This window comes from Mycobacterium haemophilum DSM 44634 (genome assembly GCF_000340435.2).
Classification (GTDB): domain Bacteria; phylum Actinomycetota; class Actinomycetes; order Mycobacteriales; family Mycobacteriaceae; genus Mycobacterium; species Mycobacterium haemophilum.
In genome coordinates, this window is record NZ_CP011883.2 from 2774800 (window position 1) to 2800242 (window position 25443).

The 25443-nt window shown below is 63.2% G+C and carries 25 protein-coding genes and 2 pseudogenes; 11 read left to right on the forward strand and 16 right to left on the reverse strand.

Annotation, left to right across the window (positions count from 1 at the left end; all coding sequences use genetic code 11):
• Positions 1 to 21: 21 nt before the first annotated feature.
• From B586_RS13040 to hrcA, 4 genes are all read right to left on the reverse strand, one after another.
• On the reverse strand, positions 22 to 1080 hold the full coding sequence (locus B586_RS13040; protein ID WP_047315090.1) for a PhoH family protein: 1059 nt from the start codon (positions 1078 to 1080) through the stop codon (positions 22 to 24).
• Positions 1081 to 1183: 103 nt separating this feature from the next.
• Positions 1184 to 1981, reverse strand: a complete 798-nt coding sequence (locus B586_RS13045; protein ID WP_047315089.1) for a 16S rRNA (uracil(1498)-N(3))-methyltransferase — start codon at positions 1979 to 1981, stop codon at positions 1184 to 1186.
• Positions 1982 to 2025: 44 nt separating this feature from the next.
• The gene (gene dnaJ / locus B586_RS13050; protein WP_047315088.1) at positions 2026 to 3174 is read right to left on the reverse strand and encodes a molecular chaperone DnaJ; all 1149 of its coding nucleotides are present in this window, start codon (positions 3172 to 3174) and stop codon (positions 2026 to 2028) included.
• A 71-nt stretch (positions 3175 to 3245) separates the two neighbouring features.
• On the reverse strand, positions 3246 to 4277 hold the full coding sequence (hrcA, locus tag B586_RS13055) for a heat-inducible transcriptional repressor HrcA (RefSeq protein ID WP_047315087.1): 1032 nt from the start codon (positions 4275 to 4277) through the stop codon (positions 3246 to 3248).
• A 552-nt stretch (positions 4278 to 4829) separates the two neighbouring features.
• Between hrcA and B586_RS13060 the strand changes: the two genes are divergently transcribed.
• The 3 genes from B586_RS13060 to B586_RS13070 all read left to right on the forward strand — a co-directional run bounded on the left by B586_RS13060 (position 4830) and on the right by B586_RS13070 (position 6767).
• Complete coding sequence (locus B586_RS13060; protein WP_047315086.1) at positions 4830 to 5144, forward strand: type II toxin-antitoxin system VapB family antitoxin; 315 nt, start codon at positions 4830 to 4832, stop codon at positions 5142 to 5144.
• A gap of 106 nt (positions 5145 to 5250) precedes the next feature.
• Positions 5251 to 5865 (forward strand): carboxymuconolactone decarboxylase family protein, encoded by a 615-nt coding sequence (locus B586_RS13065; protein WP_047315085.1) that lies wholly within the window; start codon positions 5251 to 5253, stop codon positions 5863 to 5865.
• 2 nt (positions 5866 to 5867) lie between these two features.
• Positions 5868 to 6767 carry a sigma-70 family RNA polymerase sigma factor gene (locus B586_RS13070; RefSeq protein WP_054879716.1) on the forward strand — a complete coding sequence of 300 codons (900 nt, stop codon included), beginning with the start codon at positions 5868 to 5870 and terminating at the stop codon, positions 6765 to 6767.
• Positions 6768 to 6796: 29 nt separating this feature from the next.
• Here B586_RS13070 and B586_RS13075 read toward each other — a convergent pair whose 3' ends face one another.
• The 5 genes from B586_RS13075 to B586_RS13095 form a co-directional block, all read right to left on the reverse strand.
• On the reverse strand, positions 6797 to 7312 hold the full coding sequence (locus B586_RS13075) for an MTB12 family secreted protein (protein WP_054879715.1): 516 nt from the start codon (positions 7310 to 7312) through the stop codon (positions 6797 to 6799).
• A gap of 240 nt (positions 7313 to 7552) precedes the next feature.
• Positions 7553 to 8758, reverse strand: coding sequence for an MFS transporter (locus B586_RS13080; RefSeq protein WP_168162592.1), 1206 nt, complete (start codon positions 8756 to 8758; stop codon positions 7553 to 7555).
• Between the two features lie 155 nt (positions 8759 to 8913).
• Entirely contained in the window at positions 8914 to 9276 is a 363-nt protein-coding gene (locus B586_RS13085) for a hypothetical protein (RefSeq protein ID WP_156406774.1), read from the reverse strand.
• A 53-nt stretch (positions 9277 to 9329) separates the two neighbouring features.
• Positions 9330 to 9740: a hypothetical protein gene (locus tag B586_RS13090; RefSeq protein WP_054879713.1), complete on the reverse strand. Its 411-nt coding sequence runs from the start codon at positions 9738 to 9740 to the stop codon at positions 9330 to 9332.
• Positions 9737 to 10420, reverse strand: a complete 684-nt coding sequence (locus tag B586_RS13095; RefSeq protein ID WP_156166319.1) for a helix-turn-helix domain-containing protein — start codon at positions 10418 to 10420, stop codon at positions 9737 to 9739. Before B586_RS13095 ends, B586_RS13090 begins: the two co-directional genes overlap by 4 nt.
• A 214-nt stretch (positions 10421 to 10634) precedes the next feature.
• Here B586_RS13095 and B586_RS13100 point away from each other — a divergent pair, with 214 nt between their 5' ends.
• Both B586_RS13100 and B586_RS13105 read left to right on the forward strand, forming a co-directional pair.
• Positions 10635 to 11210, forward strand: coding sequence for a hypothetical protein (locus B586_RS13100; protein ID WP_156406775.1), 576 nt, complete (start codon positions 10635 to 10637; stop codon positions 11208 to 11210).
• Positions 11211 to 11607: 397 nt separating this feature from the next.
• Positions 11608 to 12621, forward strand: coding sequence for an alpha/beta hydrolase (locus B586_RS13105; RefSeq protein ID WP_047315079.1), 1014 nt, complete (start codon positions 11608 to 11610; stop codon positions 12619 to 12621).
• 44 nt (positions 12622 to 12665) lie between these two features.
• Here the strand turns inward: B586_RS13105 and B586_RS13110 are convergent, their stop codons facing one another.
• Together B586_RS13110 and B586_RS13115 are read right to left on the reverse strand one after the other, a co-directional pair.
• On the reverse strand, positions 12666 to 13682 hold the full coding sequence (locus tag B586_RS13110) for an acyl-ACP desaturase (protein WP_047315078.1): 1017 nt from the start codon (positions 13680 to 13682) through the stop codon (positions 12666 to 12668).
• Between the two features lie 320 nt (positions 13683 to 14002).
• A pseudogene (locus B586_RS13115) lies at positions 14003 to 14338 on the reverse strand (chorismate-binding protein); the annotation flags it as partial.
• Between the two features lie 554 nt (positions 14339 to 14892).
• Between B586_RS13115 and B586_RS13120 the strand changes: the two are divergent.
• Together B586_RS13120 and B586_RS13125 are read left to right on the forward strand one after the other, a co-directional pair.
• Positions 14893 to 15104, forward strand: a pseudogene (locus tag B586_RS13120) (hypothetical protein).
• Positions 15105 to 15316: 212 nt separating this feature from the next.
• The gene (locus B586_RS13125; protein ID WP_054879711.1) at positions 15317 to 16552 is read left to right on the forward strand and encodes a sodium-dependent bicarbonate transport family permease; all 1236 of its coding nucleotides are present in this window, start codon (positions 15317 to 15319) and stop codon (positions 16550 to 16552) included.
• A 30-nt stretch (positions 16553 to 16582) separates the two neighbouring features.
• On the opposite strand, the gene hemW is transcribed toward B586_RS13125, so the two are convergent.
• Entirely contained in the window at positions 16583 to 17755 is a 1173-nt protein-coding gene (hemW, locus tag B586_RS13130) for a radical SAM family heme chaperone HemW (protein WP_054879710.1), read from the reverse strand.
• A gap of 220 nt (positions 17756 to 17975) precedes the next feature.
• Between hemW and B586_RS22800 the strand changes: the two genes are divergently transcribed.
• From B586_RS22800 to B586_RS13145, 4 genes are all read left to right on the forward strand, one after another.
• Complete coding sequence (locus tag B586_RS22800) at positions 17976 to 18032, forward strand: Ms4527A family Cys-rich leader peptide (RefSeq protein WP_369119892.1); 57 nt, start codon at positions 17976 to 17978, stop codon at positions 18030 to 18032.
• A 111-nt stretch (positions 18033 to 18143) separates the two neighbouring features.
• The gene (locus B586_RS13135) at positions 18144 to 19811 is read left to right on the forward strand and encodes a nitrite/sulfite reductase (protein WP_047315140.1); all 1668 of its coding nucleotides are present in this window, start codon (positions 18144 to 18146) and stop codon (positions 19809 to 19811) included.
• Positions 19808 to 20560: a phosphoadenylyl-sulfate reductase gene (locus B586_RS13140; protein ID WP_054879709.1), complete on the forward strand. Its 753-nt coding sequence runs from the start codon at positions 19808 to 19810 to the stop codon at positions 20558 to 20560. Before B586_RS13135 ends, B586_RS13140 begins: the two co-directional genes overlap by 4 nt.
• 49 nt (positions 20561 to 20609) lie before the next feature.
• On the forward strand, positions 20610 to 21332 hold the full coding sequence (locus B586_RS13145; protein WP_054879708.1) for a sirohydrochlorin chelatase: 723 nt from the start codon (positions 20610 to 20612) through the stop codon (positions 21330 to 21332).
• Positions 21333 to 21404: 72 nt separating this feature from the next.
• Here B586_RS13145 and B586_RS13150 read toward each other — a convergent pair whose 3' ends face one another.
• The 4 genes from B586_RS13150 to B586_RS13165 are packed head-to-tail and all read right to left on the reverse strand — an operon-like array spanning position 21405 to position 25201.
• The gene (locus B586_RS13150; protein ID WP_054880918.1) at positions 21405 to 22496 is read right to left on the reverse strand and encodes a sulfate/molybdate ABC transporter ATP-binding protein; all 1092 of its coding nucleotides are present in this window, start codon (positions 22494 to 22496) and stop codon (positions 21405 to 21407) included.
• A 16-nt stretch (positions 22497 to 22512) separates the two neighbouring features.
• A complete protein-coding gene (gene cysW / locus B586_RS13155) occupies positions 22513 to 23331 on the reverse strand; it encodes a sulfate ABC transporter permease subunit CysW (protein ID WP_054879707.1) in 819 nt (272 codons plus the stop codon).
• Complete coding sequence (gene cysT / locus B586_RS13160) at positions 23328 to 24158, reverse strand: sulfate ABC transporter permease subunit CysT (protein ID WP_054879706.1); 831 nt, start codon at positions 24156 to 24158, stop codon at positions 23328 to 23330. Before cysT ends, cysW begins: the two co-directional genes overlap by 4 nt.
• The gene (locus B586_RS13165) at positions 24155 to 25201 is read right to left on the reverse strand and encodes a sulfate ABC transporter substrate-binding protein (RefSeq protein WP_047315069.1); all 1047 of its coding nucleotides are present in this window, start codon (positions 25199 to 25201) and stop codon (positions 24155 to 24157) included. The genes cysT and B586_RS13165 overlap by 4 nt, the downstream gene beginning before the upstream one ends.
• Positions 25202 to 25443: the final 242 nt, after the last annotated feature.

Here is a 25443-nt window from a genome sequence, read left to right on the forward strand (position 1 = left end):
ATACGATCGCTCACGCCACCATCATCGACGACTGCGAGCGCCCGACGCCCGCCGAGCCGCCCGATTCATCCCCAAGCCTGGCTCCTCGTATTTGGCATAGGCGTCGACAATCTCCGACACTAGCCGGTGGCGCACCACATCCACACTGGTCAGCTCCGCAACGTGTATATCGTCGATATTCTCCAGGATATCGACCGCCGCGCGCAGACCCGACCTGGCACCGCCCGGCAGATCAACCTGAGTAACGTCCCCGGTGACAACAACTTTCGACCCGAAACCCAGTCGGGTGAGGAACATCTTCATCTGCTCGGCGGTGGTGTTCTGAGCCTCGTCCAGGACGATGAACGCGTCGTTAAGAGTGCGCCCCCGCATGTACGCTAGCGGCGCCACCTCGATGACACCGGCCGACATCAGCTTCGGGATCAGCTCGGGGTCCATCATGTCGTACAGCGCGTCGTACAGCGGCCGCAGGTAAGGGTCTATCTTCTCGCTCAGTGTGCCCGGCAAAAAGCCAAGACGCTCACCGGCTTCCACTGCCGGCCGGGTCAAAATTATCCGGGTCACCTGCTTGGTCTGCAACGCGTTGACCGCCTTGGCCATGGCCAGATATGTCTTCCCGGTGCCAGCCGGACCGATCCCGAAGACGATGGTGTTCGCGTCGATCGCGTCAACGTAGCGTTTCTGATTGAGCGTTTTAGGCCGGATCGTCTTACCGCGGCGCGACAAGATGTCCAAGGTGAGCACTTCAGCCGGCGACTCGTTACCAGTGCCGACCAGCATGGCCACACTGTGGCGCACCACCTCCGGCGTCAACGACTGACCACTGGCCACGATGGCCACCAACTCGGAGATCGCCCGCTCGGCGAGCGCAACATCGGCCGGCTCGCCCGAGAGCGCAACGGCGTTGCCACGCACATGCAGATCGGCGCTCAGCGTGCGTTCGAGGGCGCGCAAATTCTCGTCTGCTGAACCCAGCAAGCCCACGACGAGGTCGGGCGGAATATCGATGGTGCTGCGAACGTGAACGTCGGCCCCCAGGGCCTTAGCTGCATCAGCAGCGCTTGTCTCGCGGGGCGTCACGTGGTTTCTGATGCCTGCCTTCTGCGTGCTTCGGGGTTCTGGATTGCGAGTCTACCGCTGGTCAAGCCGCACGTCCGCCGTCCACTGTGAATCTGACGACGCATCAGCGGCGTGTCGCGTCGTCAGATTCACAGTCGGCGCGTTGATCCCACCGGGGGGTAAGCACACCCAACGCACCCAATGCCACCGCAGCCGCGGTCGACGTCCGCAGCACGGTAGGGCCGAGCCGGACCGCGACAGCGCCCGCCTCAGTCAATGCGGCGATCTCGTCCGGCGCGATACCGCCTTCGGGACCGACCACCAGCACTAGCGAGTTTGCTTGCGCCACAGAGACATCCGCAAAGACGTCGGTGAGCCGATCGGTCGCCGACTCGTGCAAAGCCAGCACCACAGCGCCGGCGGCAACCTCGTCCCGGATCCGCTGCAGCAGCGCCGCAGTGGTCAGCACCCCGTCGACCGACGGGATGTGCGCCCGGCGAGACTGCCGGGCCGCCGAGCGGGCTACCGCACGCCACCGGCGCAGCCCCTTGACCACCCGAGCACCGTCCCAGCTTGCCACGCAACGGGCAGACTGCCACGCCACGAACGCATCGGCACCGGCCTCGGTGGCCATTTCGATGGCCGACTCCGAGCGTTCAGATTTGGGTAGCGCCTGCACCACCGTCACCGGTGGCCGCCCCGGCGCGACCGTCCAGCGTCCCAGTACCCGGGCACGTAGCCCATTGCGCCCGGCCTGTTCGACCAGGCAGTGCGCAAGGCCACCGGCGCCGTCGCCGAGCACGAGTTCCTCACCGGGACGGATCCGGCGCACCGTGGCAGCGTGAAACCCTTCGTCGCCGCCCACTACAGCTACCGCACCGGTATCGGGCAATGCGTCGACGTAGAACAGCGTCGCCACCATGTGCTCACCATATGTGCAGCCCCCCAACAACCGTTAAAACCGTGCTAGCGACTGGTAAAGGTCTCGCGCAGCCGGCTGAACAGTCCGCCGCCGGCGGCATGCGTCGAGCGAACCTCAGCCACGTCGCGGCTGCGGCGGCTCTTCAGTTCGCGCAGCAGTTCGGTGTCCTGGTGGTCCAGCCGGGTGGGGACCATCACCTCGACGTGGACGTGCAGATTGCCGCGAGTGTTAGAGCGCAGGTGCGGCATCCCTTGACCACGCAGTTCGATGACCGAACCCGGTTGCGTCCCAGGCGGAATGTCAATCTCGCTCATGCCGTCCAAGATGGCGTCCACGGTGATCGTGGTGCCCAGCGCCGCGTCGACCATCGGCACCGAAACCGTGCAGTGCAGGTCGTCTCCGTCGCGAACAAAGATGTCGTGGGCCTGCTCGTGGACCTCGACATACAAGTCACCCGCCGGTCCTCCCCCAGGCCCGACCTCACCCTGGGCGGCGAGCCGGACCCGCATCCCGTCACCAACACCGGCGGGGATCTTGACGGTGATCTCCCGACGGGCGCGCACCCTACCGTCGCCGACGCATTGGTAGCACGGGTCGGGGATGACCACCCCGACACCCCGGCAGGTGGGACATGGCCGCGCCGTCACCATCTGGCCCAGCAGTGAACGCTGCACGGTCTGCACCTCCCCGCGACCCCCACAGGTGTCGCAGGGTATCGGCGCGGAATCGCCGTTGGTGCCCTTGCCCTGGCATCGGTCGCACAGTACTGCGGTGTCGACGGTGACCTGCTTGGTGACACCGGTTGCGCACTCTTCAAGGTCGAGCCGCATCCGCAGCAACGAGTCCGAGCCCGGCCGTACCCGGCCGATGGGACCACGTGATGCCGAACCCCCGCCGAAGCCCCCGCCAAAGAAGGCTTCGAATACATCGCCTAAGCCACCAAAGCCGCCGAACCCTGACGCAGATGCTGCGGCGTTTTCCATTGGATCCCCGCCCAAGTCGACGATCCGACGTTTCTCCGGGTCGCTCAGCACCTCGTAAGCCATGCTGATTTCCTTGAATTTCGCCTGCGCGGCCTCATCGGGATTGATGTCAGGGTGCAGTTCGCGCGCTAACTTGCGATAGGCACGCTTAATGTCCGCATCGCTGGCATTCCTGCTCACACCGAGCAGCCCGTAATAATCGCGTGCCACGCCTAACTCTCCTAGCAGCGTCTTATGCCGCTTCTAAGCGGCTGTCCACAGATTCCGTAGCGGGTGCGCGTTCACCGGGCACCCAGAACTTCGCCGATATACAAAGCAACCGCGGCGACACTGGCGATAGTTCCCGGATAATCCATCCGGGTAGGCCCCAGCACACCCATGCCGCCGTAGACAGTATCCGAAGTGCCGTAGGCGGTGGACACCATCGAGGTACCCATTATCTGCTCAGCCGCCGTCTCGTGACCGATACGCACGGTCACCTTGCCAGCCTCCTGCTGGGCGGCCAGCAGTCGCAGCACCACCACCTGCTCTTCGAGCGCTTCCAAGATGGGTCGCAGTGAACCACCGAAGTCCGCGGAGTTGCGGGTCAGGTTGGCAGTGCCGCCCAGCAACAAGCGTTCTTCGGTGTGTTCGACCAGCGACTCCAGCAATACGGTCGCCGAGCGGCCGATGGCGTTGGCCAACCCGCCCGTACCGCGAAACTGTCCGGCGAGGTCAGCAACCGCGGCCGAGGCCGCCGCCAGTTTCTTGCCTTCCATCGCCTGGCCGAGCATTTCACGCAGCTGGGAAAGCTGGTAATCGTCAATAACATCGCCGAGTTCGACGATGCGCTGATCCACCCGACCGGACTCGGTGATGACCACCATCAGCAACCTGGCCGGGTTCAGCGCGATCACTTCCAGATGGCGAACGGTCGACGTCGACAACGTTGGGTACTGCACCACTGCCACCTGGCGGGTCAGCTGAGCCAGTAACCGCACCGCCCGGCGCAGCACGTCGTCGAGGTCGACACCGGACTCCAGGAAGCTTTGGATCGCCCGCCGCTCGGCCGCGGATAGTGGTTTAACGTCTTCAAGTCGATCGACGAACTCTCGGTAGCCCTTCTCCGTGGGCACCCGTCCGGAGCTGGTGTGCGGCTGGGCGATGTACCCCTCGGCCTCCAACACCGCCATGTCGTTGCGGATGGTGGCGCTGGACACACCCAGGTTGTGACGCTCCACCAAGGTCTTCGACCCAATCGGTTCCTTGGTAGCGACGAAGTCGGCGACGATGGCGCGCAGCACCTCGAAGCGACGCTCGTCGGCACTTCCCATAGCCAGTCCACACCTCCTTAGTCGCGTTCATTTTACGGGCTCAAAATGGCGCTGACCGCCATGAGTGGCCGTCAGGCGGCGTACGGCTCGAGAGGATCGCGCGGTCGCGCGGCACGCTGGGAGTGGAGGCCGGAGCCTGGATCGAAGATATCGATGAGTAGACCGTCAGAGGCGGACACGACGAATCATCGGCCGCGGTGCCGGTGGCATGAATCACATGTCCCGGGGGCGTGTCAGAGGTAGTCCGCTGCACCGGGGTTGACGCCACGGCGTGGCTCACTTAATAGGGCCTAGGCTCCGCCGAGTGGGCGTTAGGAGATCTGGACATCACCACCGTCCCGCTGCACACCCACACCGCCCGGATGGACAATCGCGCTGTGGCGCTGTGGTGCTGCGGAATATCGCACCGACGTCTACGACGCCACCACGATCAGCGCCTGAATCGACCGATTGGAGAAGCTGTTATCCGCGATGACCGCCGACCCGCTTCTCCGGCTAGCCTGGGCCCATGACCACGTCGAGCTTGGGCGAGGCGTCAAAGAAGTTGCGCGGATGATCTTCAAAGGCGTCAGGGACGGCAAACCGTACCCCGAACATGGGCTGTCCTATCGGGATTGGGCAAAGATACCGCCGCAGCAGATTCGGCTCGACGAATTGGTTACCACCACCACCGTGCTCGCGCTCGACCGGTTGTTGTCGGAGGATTCGACGTTCTATGGCGACCTTTTCCCGCATGCGGTGAGGTGGCGAGGGGTCACTTATCTCGAGGACGGCCTGCACCGGGCGGTGCGCGCCGCGCTACGCAATCGCACGGTACTGCATGCGCGGGTCTTCGACATGGACGTGCCGATGGGCAGACGGAGATAAGTCGCGAGCGCCGTTGGTGAGTCGGTCACGTTTCGCGGCCACCAGGTGTCGACTAGGTGAGGAACAAAAGTCTTAGCTGTCGTCGCCCGATCTCAGGAGGATCGCCATGTCCCGGCTTATCGGAGTCTCCGACCACGACGCCGGCCTGAGCGCCAAAATCGCTTTCTTCTTCACTAAGCGGAAGCTGGCGCAGATGACTGGCTTGGAAACCGCCGGCATGCTCGAACCGCTGCGGCTATACGCGCATATCCCAAGGTTGCTCAATGCCTACGGCAGGCTAGAGCAGGCCGAATCGAAACTGGATATTCTCCAGCCGCGCCACCGCGCGCTGGCCGAGCTGAAGGCATCGACAACGGTTCGCTGTGAATTCTGCATCGACCTGGGTTCGCAGATCGCCCGGGAGTGGGGGATCACCGACGAAGAGCTGCTGGCGATGGCCGATTACCAGAACGCCTCCTGCTTCTCCGACGTCGACAAGCTGATCCTGGATTACGCCACCGCGATTAGCCGCACTCCAGTCGAAGTGAGCGACGAGCTTTTCGATGCGCTGCGCCCCCACTTCAGCACCGCCCAGCTGGTGGGACTGACCCACATCATCACGCTGGGCAACCTGCGTGCCCGCTTCAATCTGGCGCTTGGCATCGGGTCATCCGGCTTTTCCGCCGGCCGGGTCTGCGCGCTCCCCGACACCGGCCGGCAGCCGGGTGCTGGCGGCCCCTGATTATGGATGCGTCCGACACGTCCTTAACGGCGCGCTTCGAAGCGGCTCGACCTCAGTTGGGCGCCATCGCGTACCGCTTGCTGGGCTCGATCGATGATGCTCAGGACGCCGTGCAGGAAGCGTGGCTACGGCTGAGCAGCACCGACCCGGCCGGCGGGCACGCGCAGACCATCACCAATCTGGAAGCCTGGCTGACCACCGTGGTGGCCCGCATCTGCCTGAACACGTTGCGTGACCGCCATGCCCGCGGTCGAGAGGAACTGGTTGCGCAGCTGCCAGATCCGGTCGTGGATCCAGTGGGTGAATTCGACCCCGAACACCAGGCCATGCTGGCCGACGCGGTGGGGCTGGCGCTGTTGGTGGTACTGGATACGTTGCAACCGACCGAGCGGTTGGCGTTCGTCCTGCACGACGTCTTCGCGGTACCGTTCGACCAGATCGCACCCATCGTCGATCGGACACCGGAGACAACCCGCAAGCTGGCCAGTCGCGCACGCCGGCGCATCCAGCAGGCCGATCCGGTTCCCGACGCAAACATCACCGCGCAGCGCGAAGCAGTCGACGCGTTCTTCGCGGCCGGGCGCAGCGGCGACTTCGACCGGCTGGTGTCGGTGCTGCATCCCGACGTGGTGTTGCGCGGTGACTTGGGACCCGGCACGGCCGGCGTCCGCGCTGTTCAGGGGGCGTCCGCAGTGGCCAAACTGGCCCGCAGCTACGCGCTGCCGGAACGCGAAGTGCGCGCCGCGACCGTCAACGGCGCCGCCGGCGCGGTCATCTACGTCGCCGGTCGAGCAACGGCGATCATGGGGTTCGTCGTACACGACGGGCGGATCGCCGCGATCGACGTACTGGCCGATCCGCAGCGCATCAGCAAACTCGACCTGAGCGCCGTGAACAGGTAAGCGCAGGCAGCGGCGGGATTCGCTGGTGCTCAGCGCCGCCCAGCGGCCTGCAGCAACTCCATCGCCGAGTTGCGCGACAGCATCCAGCTGCCCTGGTTGACGAAGGTGATGTTCTGCGTCAACGGCGGGTTGAGTTTCGGGCCCGACACGGAAACGTCAGCCGTGGCTGAACCAGCGGCGCCCGGTTGAATATTCGTCACGCTAAACGACAACGGCAGGTCACCGTTCTGGGCCGCCTTTTTCAGCTCGTGGTCGCCGATATGGGCCTCGGTAAAGCTGATGCCGCCTTCGACCAAATTGCTCTTGTCCGCGAACGGAACGCCGGGATCGACAATGCTATTGAGCAGGTCGGTCAATTCGGCGACGGTCGGCACATTTGCGCCCGGGGCCGGAGGCGGGTCCTGCGGCAGCGGCACACCGAAGGCAACGGATTGCACCTGGGACGCGCCCGGGCCAGTCGGGGTAGCCATCAATGTCAGTCCGCCGGCGGCGGCTCCGATTGTGGCCAGCGCCGCCGCGCAGGTGGCGATGGATTTTATGGTCATCTCTTTCCCCTCCGATTGGGATGGACCGGGGCGGACGGCCGCAGACTGACGAAGCCGTTCACGTGTTCCATGGATGGTGCGCATGATATAGCTGGTGCACCTTGTTACTGGTGTTTCGTGTCTCGAGCGGCCATGTTACCTCCGAGCTGGGTTCAGCGTCGCGGAGCAACCTGTGCCGAAGCTATGCAGCAGCTCAGGATCTTGTATCTCCGGCTAGCAGGCCGGCGGCGTCCAGGTCGATCATCGGTGCATCCCGTCCGGGCGCCAGGCGACGACCGCGACGACCATGCTGATGACGATCACGGCGGCGAGCAAACCGGCGCAGGCCGGCCACCCTGCCCACCGGTAAAGCGGCGCGGGCGCCACGGCTCCCACGCTGCCGCCCAAATAGTAGGACGTCAGATACAGCCCGACCGCACTGGATCGCCCCGCACCACCGGCCGCGGCGGCGTATCCCGTGGCGCAGGATTGCCCACAGAACACGCCGGTGGCCGACGCGGCGAGGCCAGCGACCACGGTCGGTGTCGTCGGGATGAGCGTGAGGCCTAAGCCGGCCAGCGACACCGCGCTGGCCAGACCGTAGGTGCACGGCCGGCCGACCCGGGTGATCAGCGCTCCGGCCGCGGGTGTGACGACGACGGCGACCAGGAAGACCGCGAACACCGCGCCGATCTGAAACGTGGTCAGGCCAAACGGCGGTGCCTGCAGGTACAGCCCCGCGTAGGTAAACGATCCGACCTGCAGGAACAAGATGGCCGCGCCGACAAAACAGGTGCCGATCAGTCGCCCGTTGCCAACGTGTGCACCGATGCCGCGTGCGCTGGCCAGCAGCGAACCCGAGCGGCGGAATCGCCGGTCCGGGTCTAGCCACGCCGCGGTCGTGGCCAGGACAACCAGCAGCACGACCGCGAGCGCACCGAACGAGGAGCGCCACCCATAGTGGGTCGCCATCGCGCCAGACAGAAAGCGGCTGCAGAACCCACCGAATGCCGTGCCGGACACGTACAGCGCGTTCGCCGCGACCGCCGCCGCGCCGGCATGTTCTTCGGCGATGTAGGCGACGGCGACGGCGAACACAAACGGGATCAGCATGCCCTGCACGAACCGGAACGCCAGCAGCGCACCGAAGCTCCAGGCGACCGTGCACGCAACGGTGGCCGCCGCTGTGATGGCGATCGCAGCAAGCATCACCCGCTTGCGGCCCAGGTAGTCCGAGATCGAACCGGCGAACGGGGCCGCCACTGCAACGCCGAGCGTCGTCGCGGTGATCGTCCACGTCGCCCGGTCAACGGGCACCTGAAAGACCGCGGCCAGTTCAGCCAGCAAAGGCTGGGTCGAGTAGATGTTCAGCAGCGCGCACAACCCCAACAGGAAAACGGCGACCTTGGCGGTCGGCCGCAGTACTGGGGCATCAGCCGACCGGCTGATCGCGCCGACAGTGACCATCACGCCGGCTCGCTTCCAGCGCGATCGAGCAGCCGCGCCAGGAAAAGGGGGCCGAGAGCCGGAGTTACCAGGTATCCGCTGAGTTCATACAGCAACTCGGGAATCCCTGAATCCATGTCCTACCCGTCAGCCCTGTCTTGTCGTTGCCTGGACTTTTAATCGCGAAGAAATGTGCGCAGGAATTTCGATGCGGTGTAGGCCTTTCGTGATTCCGACTTGATCAGAGATGCGAAAAGCTCCGCCTGGCTTTCCTGCTCAGTGTCATACGATGTGCGGTTCAGTACGTGGGTGACGGTCGCCGGATCGATGATGTCGTCGGTATGACGGCCGATCCAGACTCCGCAGGGTTGCCCCGGGCCGGATAACCCAGAATGAGGGATTAACCGTATCGGTTTGCCACGCGCCTGCGCGGTAGTGCTGATGAAGACGTCAAGATCCCAGGGCGATGGAACATCCAATGCTCCTACCAGCTGGCATACTCGCTCAGCTCCCGCATCCACTCTATCCCGCAGGCTCATCGCGGACCTGACTGCATCGTCGCATCGTACTCACCAAAGTTTGCTCACCGGATTCAAGGAACTTCGGGAGGTACCTTGTTGATCACCTCAAGCATGCTGTCCAGATCGTCAATCGCCACGCCGCCCCGCAAAGCAAGGCGCTTGACACCCGCGTCACGGGCGGCGGCCAACAGTCGAAGCTGCTTGTCTAGGTGCTCGGCTTGGGGCCCTGTAGATGCCAGGTAGTCGGCGGGCACCCCGAAGTGTGTGATCAACCCACGAATGATGTCTGCGTCCGGGATGGTTGCGCCGTCATGTCGTAGGGCATGGATTTGGTTACCACTGACGGGGCGGCCAATGATCTGACTCACCGATCTCGCGACGTCGTCGGCGGACTGCTCGGCTTGATCCCGTGACCGATATACGTCGAACAGCCGGTTAAGTTTGGCCGGAAACGTCAGCGCGCTGTCGCTGCTGCCGATCATCCGTCGGCCCCTTCTCGTGGATGGTTGCGGCGTCGAAGTCGCCGCCGAAATGACGCCTCAAGTTCGGCGTCGATGCTTTCCAGGCGGCCTAGGAGCCATCGTCGGTACAGCTTCTCAACTTTCTCGGGATCATCTGCTGAGACCGGCGCCGAAAGCAACTCAGCAAACGCGTATTCCAGCAGCGGCTGCATCGGCTGGCCGCCCTTGGTGTGGTTACGTTCGAGCAAATCTGTCACATAAAGTCCGACGATGACGCTCAGGTGCTGATTGAGGGCGTCAACGAGGGGTCGGATTTCGCCGGACGGAATGGGTTCGTGCGAGTGGCCATCAATCACGTCGTTGAGTTGCGCCTGAGTCGTCATCATCGCCAGGATCCGGTCCAGCGGCAAGGCCACCGCCCCGCCCGCGGGCTCCAGCACCGCGCGCTTACCGACGTCCTGCCGAGTTTTCGGCTCATCACCGCCCCAGTAGACACTGGCCGCACTACCAGGTAGCCAGCGAAGTCCGACATCGAACTTCGACAGCGTGCTGGGACGCGGATCCTCAAGTGCTCCCGCTTCTGCCTTGGCCAGCGTCGGCGCGGTAGGTCCACCATGGCGGTTGACATCAACCAGCGTCATTCCGAGACTCCGGCGCCGCTGCGCAACTCTAGTGGCGAAGTGCTCCGGATGTCCTGTCATCAGGTGCTACATACTACGTCACAAATACATACGAAACAGCGATGAACGAGCCAGCCGTGTCACGGTAGATCTTGCAGTGGTCGACCTGGAGCCTATCGACTCACGTAAACCTACGTAATTTAATTATATTTTACTCTTCTTTGTTGCATATTGGCGATCGGTGACCTAGGTTCCATCCGAAGGATGCGGTCAACGGACAGGTGAATTGGAGGCGATGATGCTCGACGCTACTACCGCGACCCACGCCGCCGATGGTGCACCGGCTTTTGTGATCACCGCCAAGGGCGCCCTCCGAAGGTTCGGCATCGACGACGATGCGTTTGCGGCCTGGGTTGCCGCCGAAGACGATGAGCTGGCACACTACCTCCCCGCTCCAGGATTTGCCCCGTCGGGATCGACCTTGTCGGAATTGGTCTATCGGGCGCTAAGTGCCCATGTTGTCGTCGGCGACCCCGGCATCGAACTGAACATCCACGACCACGCTGACGGAGCCCGATATTTGGTGCGGCTCAACAATCGCGTCGGCCGCCAGCCCTTGGTGGGCCTGACCAGAGGGTGCCACGAACTACGCTGGCCGCCCAACGATCTCACTCCCAGCGATGAAGCCCGCCACTACCTGCAAGAGGTCTGCCGCATTGCCAACGCACTCCTTGCCGACCTACCGATCTCCCGTTTCCAGCAACTCGAGAACCGCTTCTCTGAAACTCTCGGCGAACGAGGTTGGCGCGATTTCCCGCATCAGCGCGCCCATCGGCAGGGACCAACTGCACCAACGGATCATCGAACGTGAATACGCGGGAGTGCGCTCGCTAGCCCTGCGCCTGAGCAGGCCATCAACACCCTCGCCACAACCCATGCCCGCAAGCTAGCCCAGCCCACCGACATTTCGGTTTAGTCCGAAGTTACTGCTGACTGTTCACACGAAAACTGTGTTGACCTTAGGTTTTACGTTGTACGGAGTCGAGCAATCCTGGCTACATCACGAATCTGATCATCAAAGCGGGCGGAGCTGCGGAAACCGGTTGGCACGAAAAGACATACCAGAGCGACACGACGGGAATCCCGGCATCTGACCATTGATACTACTGACACGCCGGGTCGCGGGCCGATAGCGCACACTGGCGGCGACGGCGCTACGGATATCTCTGACTTTGATTCATGGCACCATTTGCGATTGACTACGATTCATGACCGACGGCATACCGACCCGCGGATCCTGGCGATCCCGCGGCGCGGTAGCGATCAGCGCGCTCACGCTGCCGCGGATCACCGGGCTGCTGCAGCCGGAGCGAGCGTGGGGGGTCTGGATGGCGCGCCAGATCATCGCCCGGCTCATGGGCACACTCGGGCCGTCGTTGGCGGGTACTCGCGTCGAACAGGTCAACTCCGTGCTGTCCGATGGCCAGCGCGTCGTCGGGGAATGGGTGTACGGGCCGCGCCGCCGCGCAACCAACACCCGACGCACTGCCGGGGCGGTGATCTACTTCGTGCACGGCAGCGGCTACACCATGTGCTCACCCCGAACGCATCGACGGTTGACGTCTTGGCTGTCGTCGCTGACCGGGCTGCCGGTGTTCTGTGCCGACTACCGCCTCGCGCCGCGTTACCGGTTTCCCACCGCAGCCAATGACGTGCGGGCAGGCTGGGACTGGTTGCTGCAAACGTGCGGCTTGCCAGCGGAACGCATTGTGGTCGTTGCTGATTCGGCAGGCGGACATCTGTCGGTGGATATGCTGCTGCAACCCGAGGTCGCAGCACAGCCTCCGGCGGCACTGGTGTTGTTTTCGCCGTTGATCGACCTCACGTTCGCGTTGTCGACGGCTCGCGAACGGATCCGCCCCGATCCCGCCGTTCGGGCGGCGACCGCCGCCCGCGTGGTCGGCCTCTACCACGCCGGGATCGACCCGACCCACCATCGCCTGGCACTCAACGTCACCGGGGGGCCAGCACTTCCGCCGACACTGATCCAGGTCGGTGGAGCCGAAATGCTGGAGGGCGACGCGCGGCAACTCGCCGCCGATATCCAGGCCGCTGGCGGCCGTTGCGAGTTGCAAGTGTGGCCCGACCAAGTGCACGTATTCCAGTCGCTACCGCGGCTGACAGCCGATGCCGCCAAAGCCATGGCTTATGCGGCGCGTTTTATCGGAGACTCTCTTTGGCATGCCGAGTCCGCTAACACAGTCATTAACGAAGCGGGCTAAGACTGTTACAACTAGCCGCGACCCGCTGCCCACTGCGGTAGCGATCACCGTCCGCTAAGCGTCAGCGTCCCTTTGGTTTTGAGCACGTTGCGTGCCGTGATCTTCTCGACTCTGCGGGACTGGCGGTCAAGGTAGCGCTGCTTGGATTCGTCGAACTTCTCGCCCTCTTGCTCGAGCTCTTTAATCAGTAAGCCAAGATCGTCGCGCATCCAGGCGGCTTCGCCGGTGAAGTCTTCGCGTTCGAAAATCCGCCACTTCTTCAGCACCGGCATGACTACCTCGTTGAGATGGATCCGCGGATCGTAGACGCCGCCGACGGCGATGATCACAGCCTTGCGCCGGAACTCCGGGACCGTGAACCCGGGCATTTTGAAGTTACGCAGTATCCGGTGCACCGACTTCATCGCCTGGTTAGGCGCAATCTCGAGACCGGCTGCGCTGACATCCCGATAGAAGATCATGTGCAGGTTCTCGTCTGCTGACACCCTGGCGAGCAGTTTGTCCGCGATCGTCTCGTTGCAGATTTGTCCCGTATTGCGGTGCGACACCCGGGTTGCCAATTCTTGAAATGAAACGTACATGACGGAGTCGAATAGGCTGTCAGCAAACACGTCGCCCTGGTGGTTCTGGCCTGGGCTGAAGCCTCTAGTCATTTGCTCCAGGCGCAGCTTCTCCAGCTCGACCGGATCGACAGCGCGGGTCACCACCAAGTAATCGCGCAGCGCCGTACTGTGCCTGTTTTCCTCGGCTGTCCACCGGTTGATCCACTGCCCCCAAGGGCCATCCATGCTGAAGTTCATCGCGATCTCGCGGTGATACGACGGCAGATTGTCCTCTGTCAGCAGGTTTTGCACCATCGCGACCTGAGCCACGTCAGAGAGCTGGCTCTGCCCGGGTTCCCAATTGTCTCCGCCGAGGGCGTAGTAGTTCTTGCCGTCCGACCACGGAATGTAGTCGTGCGGACTCCATTCTTTGAACATCGACAGGTGTCGGTTGAGCAGGCGCTCAACCACGGGTTCAAGCTCACGGAGTAGCTGCAGGTTGGTCAAGTCCTTGGACACGACACCTCCCTAGTTATGTGTTTCGCTAAGTAACACTCAATTTAACTGTAGATGCTAGTCACATTCAAATCAGCCACGCCGGCGGGCCAGAGACGGGCTTGCGGAGCAAAGACATGACCACTGGCAGATCCCGGGTGCACACACGACGCAGGAACCCCGCTTTCTTTTCATATTCGCCCGTATCGGTTGCGGCTGTGGCCGAAGCATCGCTGGTGGACATATACCTCGACTAGGGCCGAAAGGCCCTAAACCCGGTTGTGCAGATGCAATCTAGGCAGTTCCAGAACCTGCGGCCGCGACGAGGCAACGTGGATGAGAAACTACTGGCGCGCAACCAAATACGGCGCCAGTGTGCACAGCTTCTCGCAGGTCTCCTCGAATTCGCGCTCGGGTTGTGACCCTTCGATGATGCCGGCACCGGCCCGCAGCCAGGTCTTCCCGTCGCACTCGTAGGCTGCTCGCAGCGTTAACGCGGCATCCAGCCCGCCATCTGCTGAAATCATCACGACGGCACCGGAATACAGTCCACGCGGGACTTCGTCAAGACGCAAGATGGCCTCGACGCCGGCTGCTTTCGGGATGCCCGACGCGGTGACCGCAGGAAATAGCGCCTCCAGCGCATCCATCCGGTCGCTCGACGCGCCTAGCCGCGCGCGCCGGCGGAGCCTGTCTCGACGCCGACCTCGGTCACGCTAGTAAACGTAGCCTAACCTAGAAAAACCCGCGCGGCCTGTCCCCCGTGGCGCACTTACTCGGATAGATCTCACCCAGAACAGCAGCGATAGCTGGTCTGGCGCCATCTTTCGCGCTGGATCACGCCGTTTCTCCCGGACGCCCTAAGGTCCCAAACTTTTCCCAACCGTTTACATACTGGCCGGTTGCTGTCCCCAGAGTTCTCCTAACATCACGCTAAGCCGTGTGGCCCCGGATGGGCGCGCGGACCGGGGGCTCCGTTCGCACGGGAAAGGAGGCTCGGTGAATGTGTTAGTGGATATATCCGACACGTCCATTGGCCGCCTGCCAGCCTCGTGTGGGACGTGGCGGTTGTGTACGAAGACCCGCGCCACCGCACGGCCGAGAATAGCGAATCGCGCCCACTGACCGGGTAGCGAAAAGGCTTAACACAACTTTAATTTTAATGCGATGGGGTAGCTCGCCGCGCTGCCGCCCGATCGCGGCCCGCCACCCATCGATTGAGAGGAACGCAATCATGTTCGTAATCCGGCTTACGGACGGCGAAGAAGTGCAGGCATCCGACCGCGACGAACTCACGATTAACCAAGAGACAGGCGTACTTACGGTTACCCGCATCGACGGCTTCGAGAAACCACCACACACTATTCACCATCGGCGTGGCAGTCCGTGACACATCGCAAACGCGGCGTCGAGGTGCGTCCTTCGCTGGTTTCGAACGCCCGGTAGTGGGCCTATCGATGCCTATTGACTATCTCGGCCGCCCTGCATCAGGGCTTACAGGTCGCGTTTGGCCATCAACCTCACAAGCCAGCGCGTGTACTGAGTGGCGGACTGGCCTGAGCAGGTCTAAGTTTCGACATTTGTCTGGATGTTCATGGTCGCGCCGCCGACGTTCGGTGCTTCCGTGAACGCCGCAGCGAGCACGGGAGGGCCGCTCAATGCTTCAAGAATTTTGCGATAATTTCACCCACAACCTGTTCAAGCCACTCCTGCTGTTCTTTTACTTCGGGTTCTTGATCCCAATCCTGAAGGTACGCTTCGAGTTTCCGTACGTGATCTACCAGGGCTTGACCATGTATCTTTTGCTTGCCATCGGCTGGCACGGAGGCGAAGAGCTAGCCAAGGTCAGGCCTAGCGAGGTCGGCAACATCGCTGGCTTTGTGTTGCTCGGCTTCGTGTTGAACTTCCTGATCGGAGGGCTGGCCTACTTGTTGCTGGGTCGCTTGAGTTCGATGCGGAGAGTCGACGTAGCAACGGTCGCTGGTTATTACGCGTCGGACTCGGCAGGGACCTTTGCCGCGTGCGTGGCCGTGCTGACCGCCATCGGCATGACGTTCAACGCCTACATGCCGGTCATGCTTGCGGTGATGGAGATCCCAGGCTGTCTGGTGGCGCTGTATCTTGTCGCGCGGCTCCGCCACAAGGGTTTGAGCCAAGCCGGATACCTGCCTGGTGAGTCGGGCTACGCCCCGCCGGTCAAGGTGGGGGTCGGGCCGGGCACGGCCGCGCGGCCGCCGCATGGCCGGACTTTGGAGGCCCAGCGCGAACGGGGCGTCGAGCAAGAACTGGAACTCTCGATGGAAAAGCTAGCGCATCCGAACTGGGAGCCCGACCAGCGCACACCCCTGGAGAAACCCAAGAGGATGCCGGTGTTCTCCCGTAAGCTGTTGCAGGAAGTCTTCCTAAACCCTGGACTCGTTCTCCTCATCGGCGGCATCCTCATCGGCCTCATCAGTGGGCTGCAGGGACAAAAGGTCGTTCAAGACGACGACAGATTCTTCGTCATGGCCTTCCAGGGCGTGCTGTGCCTGTTCCTACTCGAGATGGGCATGACGGCGTCCCGGAAGCTAAAAGACCTGCGATCGGCGGGATTCGGCTTCATCTTGTTCGGCCTGTTGGCACCGAATCTCTTTGCGCTGCTTGGGATCATCGTCGCTCATAGCTACGCCTACCTGACCCACACCGGGTTCAAACCGGGAACCTACGTGCTGTTCGCGGCGCTATGTGGAGCGGCGTCCTACATCGCCGTCCCCGCGGTCCAGCGGCTGGCGATCCCCGAGGCCAGCCCGACCCTGCCGTTAGCCGCATCACTGGGTTTGACATTTTCCTACAACGTCACCGTTGGAATCCCGCTGTATATCGAGATCAACCGGATGGTCGGACACTGGTTCTAAGCTGCGGTCGGCGCAATCCGGCCAACCGGGTTATCCCAGCAGCGTGCGTACCACCGCGTCGGCGAGCAGCCGTCCGCGCGGGGTGAGCACCAGACTGTCGCCCTCGAATACCAGCAGACCGTCAGCGACCACGTCCTCGGCGCGTTTGCGTTCGGCAGCCCCCAGCTGGGCAAGCGGGAGCCCTTGGCGCAGACGGGTTTTCAACAGTACGTCTTCGGTGTGCAGAGCATCCACGCTAAGCTGCTCGAAATCCGCAATGGGAAGCATTGCATTGCCCAGCATCTGAGCATAGGCGTTGGGGTGCTTGACATTCCACCAGCGCGTCGTGCCGACGTAGCCGTGCGCGCCCGGTCCTGCGCCCCACCATTGACCACCGTTCCAGTAGCCGAGGTTGTGCCGACATTCACCGCCTGGTCGAGACCAGTTGGACACTTCGTACCAGCTCAACCCGGCGGCGGACAGGCGCGCGTCGACCAGCTCGTAGCGATGCGCCTGCACGTCGTCGTCGGGAGCAGCCAGCTCACCGCGCCGGATCCGCCGCGCCAGCGCGGTGCCGTCCTCGACCACCAAGGCATACGCGGATATGTGATCGACACCGGCCTCGATCGCAGCGTCGACGGAGCGCACCAGGTCATCATCGGACTCCCCCGGCGTCCCATAGATCAGATCGAGGTTGACGTGTTCGAAGCCCGCGGCCATCGCCTCGCGAGCCGCGGTCGTTGCCCGGCCCGGCGAGTGCACCCGGTCGAGGGCGGCCAACACCCGTGGCGACACCGACTGCATGCCGAGAGATACCCGCGTGTAACCAGCCACGCGGATCGCGTCGAAGAAGTCCGGCCAGGTGGACTCGGGATTGGCCTCGGTGCTCACCTCGGCATCCGGCGCCAGCACGAAATGCTCCCGCACCATGTCGAGCAGCGTGGCCAGGCGCTCACCGCCCAATAACGAGGGCGTCCCACCGCCGACAAACACGGTGTTCACCGTAGGCGCGGCCAGCCGCGCGGCCGCCAGCTCGAGCTCAGTCCGCAGTGCCGCCAACCAAGCGTCGGGGTTGACACCACCCAGCTCGGCTGGGGTGTAGGTGTTGAAATCACAATAACCACAACGGGTCACACAGAAGGGGACATGCACATACACCCCGAATGGCTGTCCGGCACTGAGCTGCACGCCGGGCAACTCCACCGGTGCCCGAAGAAGGGTCATGCCAAATCATCGCATGACAACTAGGTCGACCCAGAGCTGAATAAGCGGGCCTCTCAGCAGATTCTCGGTTTTGTTTACCCGATCACTCAGGTTTGTTCGGTACTTTTAATCATCGTGAGAAGAAATTTGACCTGGTTGAGCGGCTCGTCGTTATCCGTGGCAGAATGGCGGCGTGATCGTCGCCAACCCCAGGCCGCGCCCCAACTTGCGCATCGCGCTGGTGGCGCGGCGGCATGTCGATCTCAAACGTGTCTGCAGCTGTTGCTGTCTGCCTTGATGCCGTAGACCCGACTACTCGCACTACCCGCTGGTCATCGGATCTGCGCCGCCGAAACATCGGTGAGCTGCGCGGTCCACGTCGGCAATGTTTGTGAAGGAGAACCCCCGAATGACCACAGCCCGTCCGGCAAAGGCTCGCAACGAGGGCCAGTGGGCGCTGGGAAATCATGAGCCGCTCAACGCCAACGAGGAACTCAAGAAGGCCGGCAACCCGCTCGACGTGCGGGAGCGCATCGAAAACATCTACGCCAAAGCTGGATTCGACAGCATCGACAAAACCGATCTGCGTGGGCGCTTCCGCTGGTGGGGCCTCTACACCCAGCGCGAGCAGGGCTATGACGGCAGCTGGACCGGCGACGAGAACATTGAGCTGCTCGAAGCTAAATACTTCATGCTGCGGGTGCGCTGCGACGGCGGCGCGATCTCGACTGCCGCGCTTCGCACGCTGGGCCAGATCTCCACCGAGTTCGCTCGCGATACCGCCGACATCTCTGATCGGGAAAATGTGCAATACCACTGGATCGAGGTGGAAAACGTTCCCGAAATCTGGCGGCGGCTGGCCGAGGTCGGACTACAGACCACCGAGGCGTGCGGCGACTGCCCGCGGGTAGTGCTCGGCTCACCACTGGCCGGTGAATCGCTGGACGAGGTGCTGGACCCGACCTGGGCGATCGACGAGATTGTGCGCCGCTACATCGGCAAACCTGACTTCGCCGACTTGCCGCGCAAGTACAAGACCGCGATCTCGGGTCTGCAGGATGTCGCGCACGAGATCAACGACATCGCGTTCATCGGCGTCAACCATCCCAAACACGGGCCCGGCCTGGACCTGTGGGTCGGCGGCGGTCTGTCGACCAACCCGATGCTGGCCCAGCGGGTCGGCGCCTGGGTTCCGCTAAACGAGGTGCCCGAGGTGTGGGCGGCCGTCACCTCACTGTTTCGTGATTATGGCTACCGGCGGCTGCGGGCTAAGGCGCGGCTGAAGTTCCTCATCAAAGACTGGGGTATCGAGAAATTTAGGGAAGTTCTCCAACAGGAGTACCTCAAGCGTCCTTTGATCGACGGCCCAGCCCCCGAGCCGGTCAAGCATCCGATTGATCACGTCGGGGTGCAGCGGCTCAAGAACGGGCTCAACGCCGTTGGGGTTGCTCCGATCGCCGGACGGGTGTCCGGCACCATCCTCACTGCGGTGGCTGACCTGGCCGAGCGGGCCGGGTCGGACCGGATCCGGTTCACCCCGTATCAGAAGCTGGTCATCCTCGACATACCCGATGCCTTACTCGATGACATGGTCGCCGGACTGGAAGCGTTGGGTCTGCGGTCTCAGCCGTCGCAATGGCGCCGAAATTTGATGGCGTGCAGCGGGATTGAGTTCTGCAAGTTGTCGTTCGCCGAAACTCGGGTCAGGGCACAGTCTTTGGTGCCCGAGCTCGAGCGCCGGCTTGCCGACATCAATTCCACGCTTGACGTGCCGATCACAGTCAATATCAACGGCTGCCCGAACTCCTGTGCGCGAATTCAAATCGCCGACATCGGGTTCAAAGGCCAGATGGTCGACGACGGTCACGGCGGCTCGGTCGAAGGCTTCCAGGTGCATCTGGGCGGCAGCCTCGGCCTGGACAGCGGTTTCGGCCGCAAACTGCGCCAGCATAAGGTCACCAGCGACGAGCTGGGTGACTACATCGATCGGGTGGTTCGCAACTTCGTTAAGCATCGCAGCGACGGTGAGCGCTTCGCGCAGTGGGTTATTCGAGCCGACGAAGACGACTTGCGATGAGCACCCCAGCTGCTAGGCCGACCGAAGACGAGCTACGTGAGCTGGCGGCGCGCGGCGCGGCCGAACTCGACGGTGCCAGCGCTATCGATTTGTTGCGGTGGACCGACGACATCTTCGGCGGTGACGGGGTTGTCGGGGGACACCGCGAAGGGGCAACGTGCAACTACGTGGTGGCCTCCAATATGGCCGACGCCGTCTTGGTGGATCTAGCCGCCAAGGTGCGCCCAGGCGTACCGGTGATCTTTCTGGACACCGGCTACCACTTCGCAGAAACCATCGGTACCCGAGATGCCGTCGAATCCGTCTACGACATCCGGGTACTCAACGTCACTCCGGAGCAGACGCCTGCCCAGCAGGACCAATCGCTGGGCAGCGATCTCTTCGCCCATAACCCTGGCGAATGCTGCCGACTACGCAAGGTCGTGCCCTTAGGCAAAACACTGCGTGACTACTCCGCTTGGGTGACCGGGCTACGCCGGATCGAAGCACCAACCCGCGCCAACGCCCCGCTGATCAGCTTCGACGAGGCGTTCAAGCTGGTGAAGGTCAACCCGCTGGCGGAGTGGACCGACCAAGACATGCAGGATTACATCGCCGAGTTCGACGTGCTGGTCAATCCGCTTGTCCACGAGGGGTATCCGTCGATCGGCTGCGCTCCTTGCACAGTCAAACCGGCCCAGGGCGCCGACCCGCGCAGTGGACGCTGGCAGGGGCTGACCAAGACCGAATGCGGGTTGCACGCCTCGTGACTACCCGCGCCGGCGACGATGCAGAACGTAGCGATGAGGAGGAGCGGCGCTGACTACCCTCGTACTGACCGCGCACGGGAGTGCGGATCCACGGTCGGCAGCCAACGCACGGGCCGTCGCGGCCCGGTTGAGGCGCATACGTCCCGGCCTCGACGTGCGGCTGGCGTTTTGCGAGCTCAACACGCCGAACCTGGTCGACGTGCTCAACGGGTGTTCGGGCCATGCCGTCGTAACCCCGCTGCTGTTGGCTGACGCCTACCACGCGCGCGTCGACATCCCGGGTCAGATCGCACGCTGCGGCGCCAATCACCGTGTGCAACAGGCCAATGTGCTCGATGTGGACGATCGGCTGGTGTCGGTGCTGCGTGAGCGCTTGATCGAGCTGGGCGTTTCGCCATTCGATGACACGCTGGGTGTGGTCGTGGTCGCGATCGGCTCGTCAATGCCCGCAGCCAATGCGCGCACCGCGACGGTCGCGTCGAAGCTGGCAGCGGGGGCCCGGTGGGCCGGAGTGACCACCGCGTTCGTCACCCGACCCGATGCTTCCCCGGCCGATGCGGTTCGCCGGTTGCGTCGCCAAGGTGCCCGCCGGGTAGTCATAGCGCCGTGGTTTCTGGCGCCGGGTCTACTGCCCGACCGGGTACAGACCTACGCACGGGACGCCGGCATCGCGATGGCACAACCGCTGGGTGCGCACACATTGGTGGCCGCGACCGCATTAGATCGCTACGAACACGCCCGGAAAACTCTGGACGACCGCATTGCGGCCTGACAGCCGCGCAGCTCGATGTTGCTGTCAGGCACCTGTGCCCGCCGGACCTGGCGTGGCACGGGTCTGCCCGGGTCATGCCGGCGTCAGGGCGCTTTGGTCTTCGTCGGCGGTGCCGTCGTCGTAGCGGGTGACCGAAATGTCATGGGCGATTGGCGGTATTCGGGTGGCGCGCACGTAGACGGTGTCGCCTTCTCGCAGGGCGAGTGCTTCGGCATCGCCGCGGGTGATCTGGGCGGTGAAGCTGCCTTGTGTTGCCGCGCTGGTCAGCTCGACTCGTACCTCGAAACCCAACACCACTACCCGGTCGACGGTGGCCCGGGTGACGCCGGTGGATTCTGCGGTGCCATCAGCGGAGGCGACCGCGAGGTTGGGGGTGCGGCCGACCCGGATGTCATGTGGTCGAACCAGTCTCCCATTCAGGGTGGATACCGCTCCCAGGAAAGACATGACGAACGGATTCGCCGGACAGTCGTAGACGGTGGTGGGGGATCCGATCTGCTCGATGCGCCCCTTGTTGAGTACGGCTATGCGGTCGGCGACGTCGAGTGCTTCGGCCTGGTCGTGGGTGACCAGCACCGTGGTGACGTGCACCTCGTCGTGCAGGCGCCGCAACCAGGCGCGCAGATCCTCGCGGACCTTGGCGTCTAATGCGCCGAATGGTTCATCGAGGAGCAGCACCTGTGGATCGACCGCTAGTGCTCGAGCCAACGCCATCCGTTGACGTTGACCACCGGAGAGCTGGTTGGGGTAACGGTTGTGAAATCCGCTCAGGCCCACCACCTCTAGTAGGTGGTCGACCTTCGCTGTGATCTCGGTCTTGGGGCGTCGACGAATCTTGAGTCCGTAGGCCACGTTATCGCGCACAGTCAGGTGTTTGAAGGCGGCATAGTGCTGGAACACGAATCCGATGCCGCGGCGCTGCGGCGGCACCCGGGTCACGTCGCGACCGTTAATCGTGATGGTTCCGGTGTCGGGGTGGTCGAGGCCGGCGATGGTGCGCAGCAGCGTCGATTTGCCCGAACCGCTGGGCCCCAGCAACGCCGTCAGCGAACCGGCGGGCACCACGAAGTCCACGTGGTCCAGGGCCACGAAGTCGCCGTACCGTTTGTGGGCGTCGCGCACGATGATCGCGTGCGCGCCCTGGCGAGTCGGGTCATCGATCATCTCCGGCGTCTCCTTGTCAGACGTTTCTGGCTGCTCGGGCCGCGCGGGCGTCAAGACTGACCTGGACGATCAAGACCACCACCGATACCGTCATCAGCAACGTGGACAGCGCATAAGCGCCGTATTCAGCCCCCCGGTTGTAGCGGTCGGCGACCAGCAGCGTCAGCGTTTGCGACTGCCCCGGTAGGTTGGACGACACCATGATGACCGCGCCGTATTCACCCAGCGTACGGGCGACGGTGAGCATAATGCCGTAGGTCAGGCCCCACCGGACCGATGGCAGTGTGATCCTCCAAAACGTCTGCCACCACTTCGAACCCAGTGTTGCCGCCGCCTGCTCTTGGTCGGTTCCCAGTTCGTGCAACACCGGTTCGACCTCGCGTACCACAAAGGGCAGGGTGACGAAGATGCTGGCAAGCACGATGCCGGGCAGGCCGAAGATGATCTTCAACCCCAAATCCTTCTCCACAAAGCCCAGCGCGCCGCCCGATCCCCATAGCACGACCAGTGCGACGCCGACGATGACGGGTGAGACCGCGAACGGTAGATCGATGATCGCCTGCAGTACACCTTTTCCTCGAAATCTGTTGCGCGCCAGCACTAATGCTGTTGGAATTCCGAAGACCACGTTCAGCGGAACCACGATCGCCACGACCAGAAGCGACAACTTCAGCGCCGATACCGCCGCTGGGGTACTGACCCAAGCCCAGAACTGGCCAAAACCCGGCTCGAAGGTCCGCCATAGGATCAGTGCCACCGGAATGACCAGCAGCACAACAATGTAGGCCAGGGCGACAGACCGCAGCAGATAGCGAACCCGAGGCGATGTCGTCACGCAGTCATCTCCTCGCGTCGGGCCGCGTGCGCGCCACCGACCCGCAGCAAGAAGAGCACGACAAACGAGATCGACAGCAGCACAATCGATATTGCGGCAGCACCAGTGCGGTCGTCGTTCTCGATCAAGGTCCGGATCCACTGCGATGACACTTCGGTCTTCCCCGGCACCGCACCACCGATCAGCACCACTGAACCGAACTCGCCGATCGCCCGCGAAAACGCCAGGCCCGCACCCGATAACAACGCCGGAGTCACCGACGGCAAAACCACCGAGAGGAAGATTTTCGGACCGTTGGCGCCCAGCGACGCCGCTGCTTGTTCGGCGTCACGATCGATCTCCAACAGCACCGGCTCGACGGCGCGCACCACGAACGGTAACGTGACGAACGCCAGCGCCACCCCCACGCCCCATCCGGTGTGCTGCAGATGAAGACCCACCGGGCTGCTGTTCCCATAGAGGGCCAGCATCACCAGGCTGGCGACGATAGTGGGCAACGCGAACGGCAGATCGATGATCGCATCGACTAGCCGCTTGCCAACGAAGTCGTCACGCACCAGTACCCAGGCGATCAGCAGACCAAACACGATGTTGATGACCGCGACACCGGCGGAGATGGTCAGCGTCACCCGCAACGAGTCGATCGCGGCATGCGAGGTGACCGCTAGCCAGAAGACTCGCCAGCCGCCGCCGGCAGCCTGCCACACAATGGCGGCCAGCGGCAGCAGCACGATCACCGAAAGCCACACCATCGCCGCACCGACCCGAACTGACGTGGTGCTACCGAGCCGGCCCGAGCAACGAGTAACGATGAGCGCAGCCGTCATCCGGTGGCCTGCATATAGATCTTGGTGATGCTGCCGGTGTTCTTGTCGAACAGCTGCGGATCCACCGTGTTCCAGCCACCCAGGTCAGCGATCGTCCACAGTTTCACCGGCACCGGGAATTGGTCACTGAAATCGGCGCCGACCGCCGGATCCACCGGCCGAAAACCCGCCTGCGCCCACAACCCCTGCGCGGCGGTGGTGTATTGGAAGTTCTTGAACGCGGTCGCGACCTCAAGGTGCGCGCTGGTGCTCACCACCGCCAACGGATTTTCGATCTTGAAGGTCACCGGCGGGTTGATGTGTTCGACCGGCTTACCCTGGCGTTCGGCGGCGATGGCCTCATTCTCATAGCTGATCAGCACGTCGCCGCTGCCCTGGACAAAGGCATCGGTGGCTTCTCGCGCGGATCCTGGCCGCAATTTGACGTGTTCGGCCACCAACCGTTTCACAAAGTCAATCCCCGCCGCGCTATTGCGGCCGCCTCCGCTTTTGGCGGCGTACGGAGCGAGCAGATTCCACTTGGCCGAGCCCGAGCTCAGCGGGCTGGGAGTGATCACCTCCACCCCGGGGCGCACCAGGTCATCCCAATCTTTGATGTTCTTGGGATTGCCGGTGCGCACCACCAAGGTCACCACTGACCCAAACGGGATGCCCTTGGTGGCGTCGGTATCCCAGGCTGAAGAAACCTTGCCGGCCTTGACCAATCTGGTGATGTCTGTTTCGACCGAGAAGTTCACGAGGTCTGCTGGCTTGCCGTCGACAACACCACGCGACTGATCCCCAGACGCACCATACGACGTAATCACCTGCACACCATCACCCGACCGGGCGGCATTAAACGCCGGAATCACCTTGCTCCACCCGGGTTCCGGGGCCGAGTAAGCGACCAACGTGATACTCGTATGCGCGTTACCCAGCCCGCCGCCAACGACGTCACTAGCACCACCACGACACCCAGCAACCACACCGACGGTCACAGCAAGCGCGACCACGACGACCATCGAATACCGCCAGCGCAGTACTGGCCCAATGTCGTTAAGCATGAACGGCCTTCCAATGCGGGACGTAGATATTTCGATTCCGTTGCTGCGGAAAGGCACCTAAAACTGGGGAGAATTCACGAACTCCATACCAGACCGCGCACGGGTTTGGAGTCAGCGACAACAGTCCACGAGGACACAGCACGCCATAACGCCGGGTGCTACCTGCATGGCGCGAAGCCTAACAGAATTGGCGGGCCCGCCACCGGGCCGCGCGCCTGAGCACGTCAGCAACCCAATGCTGG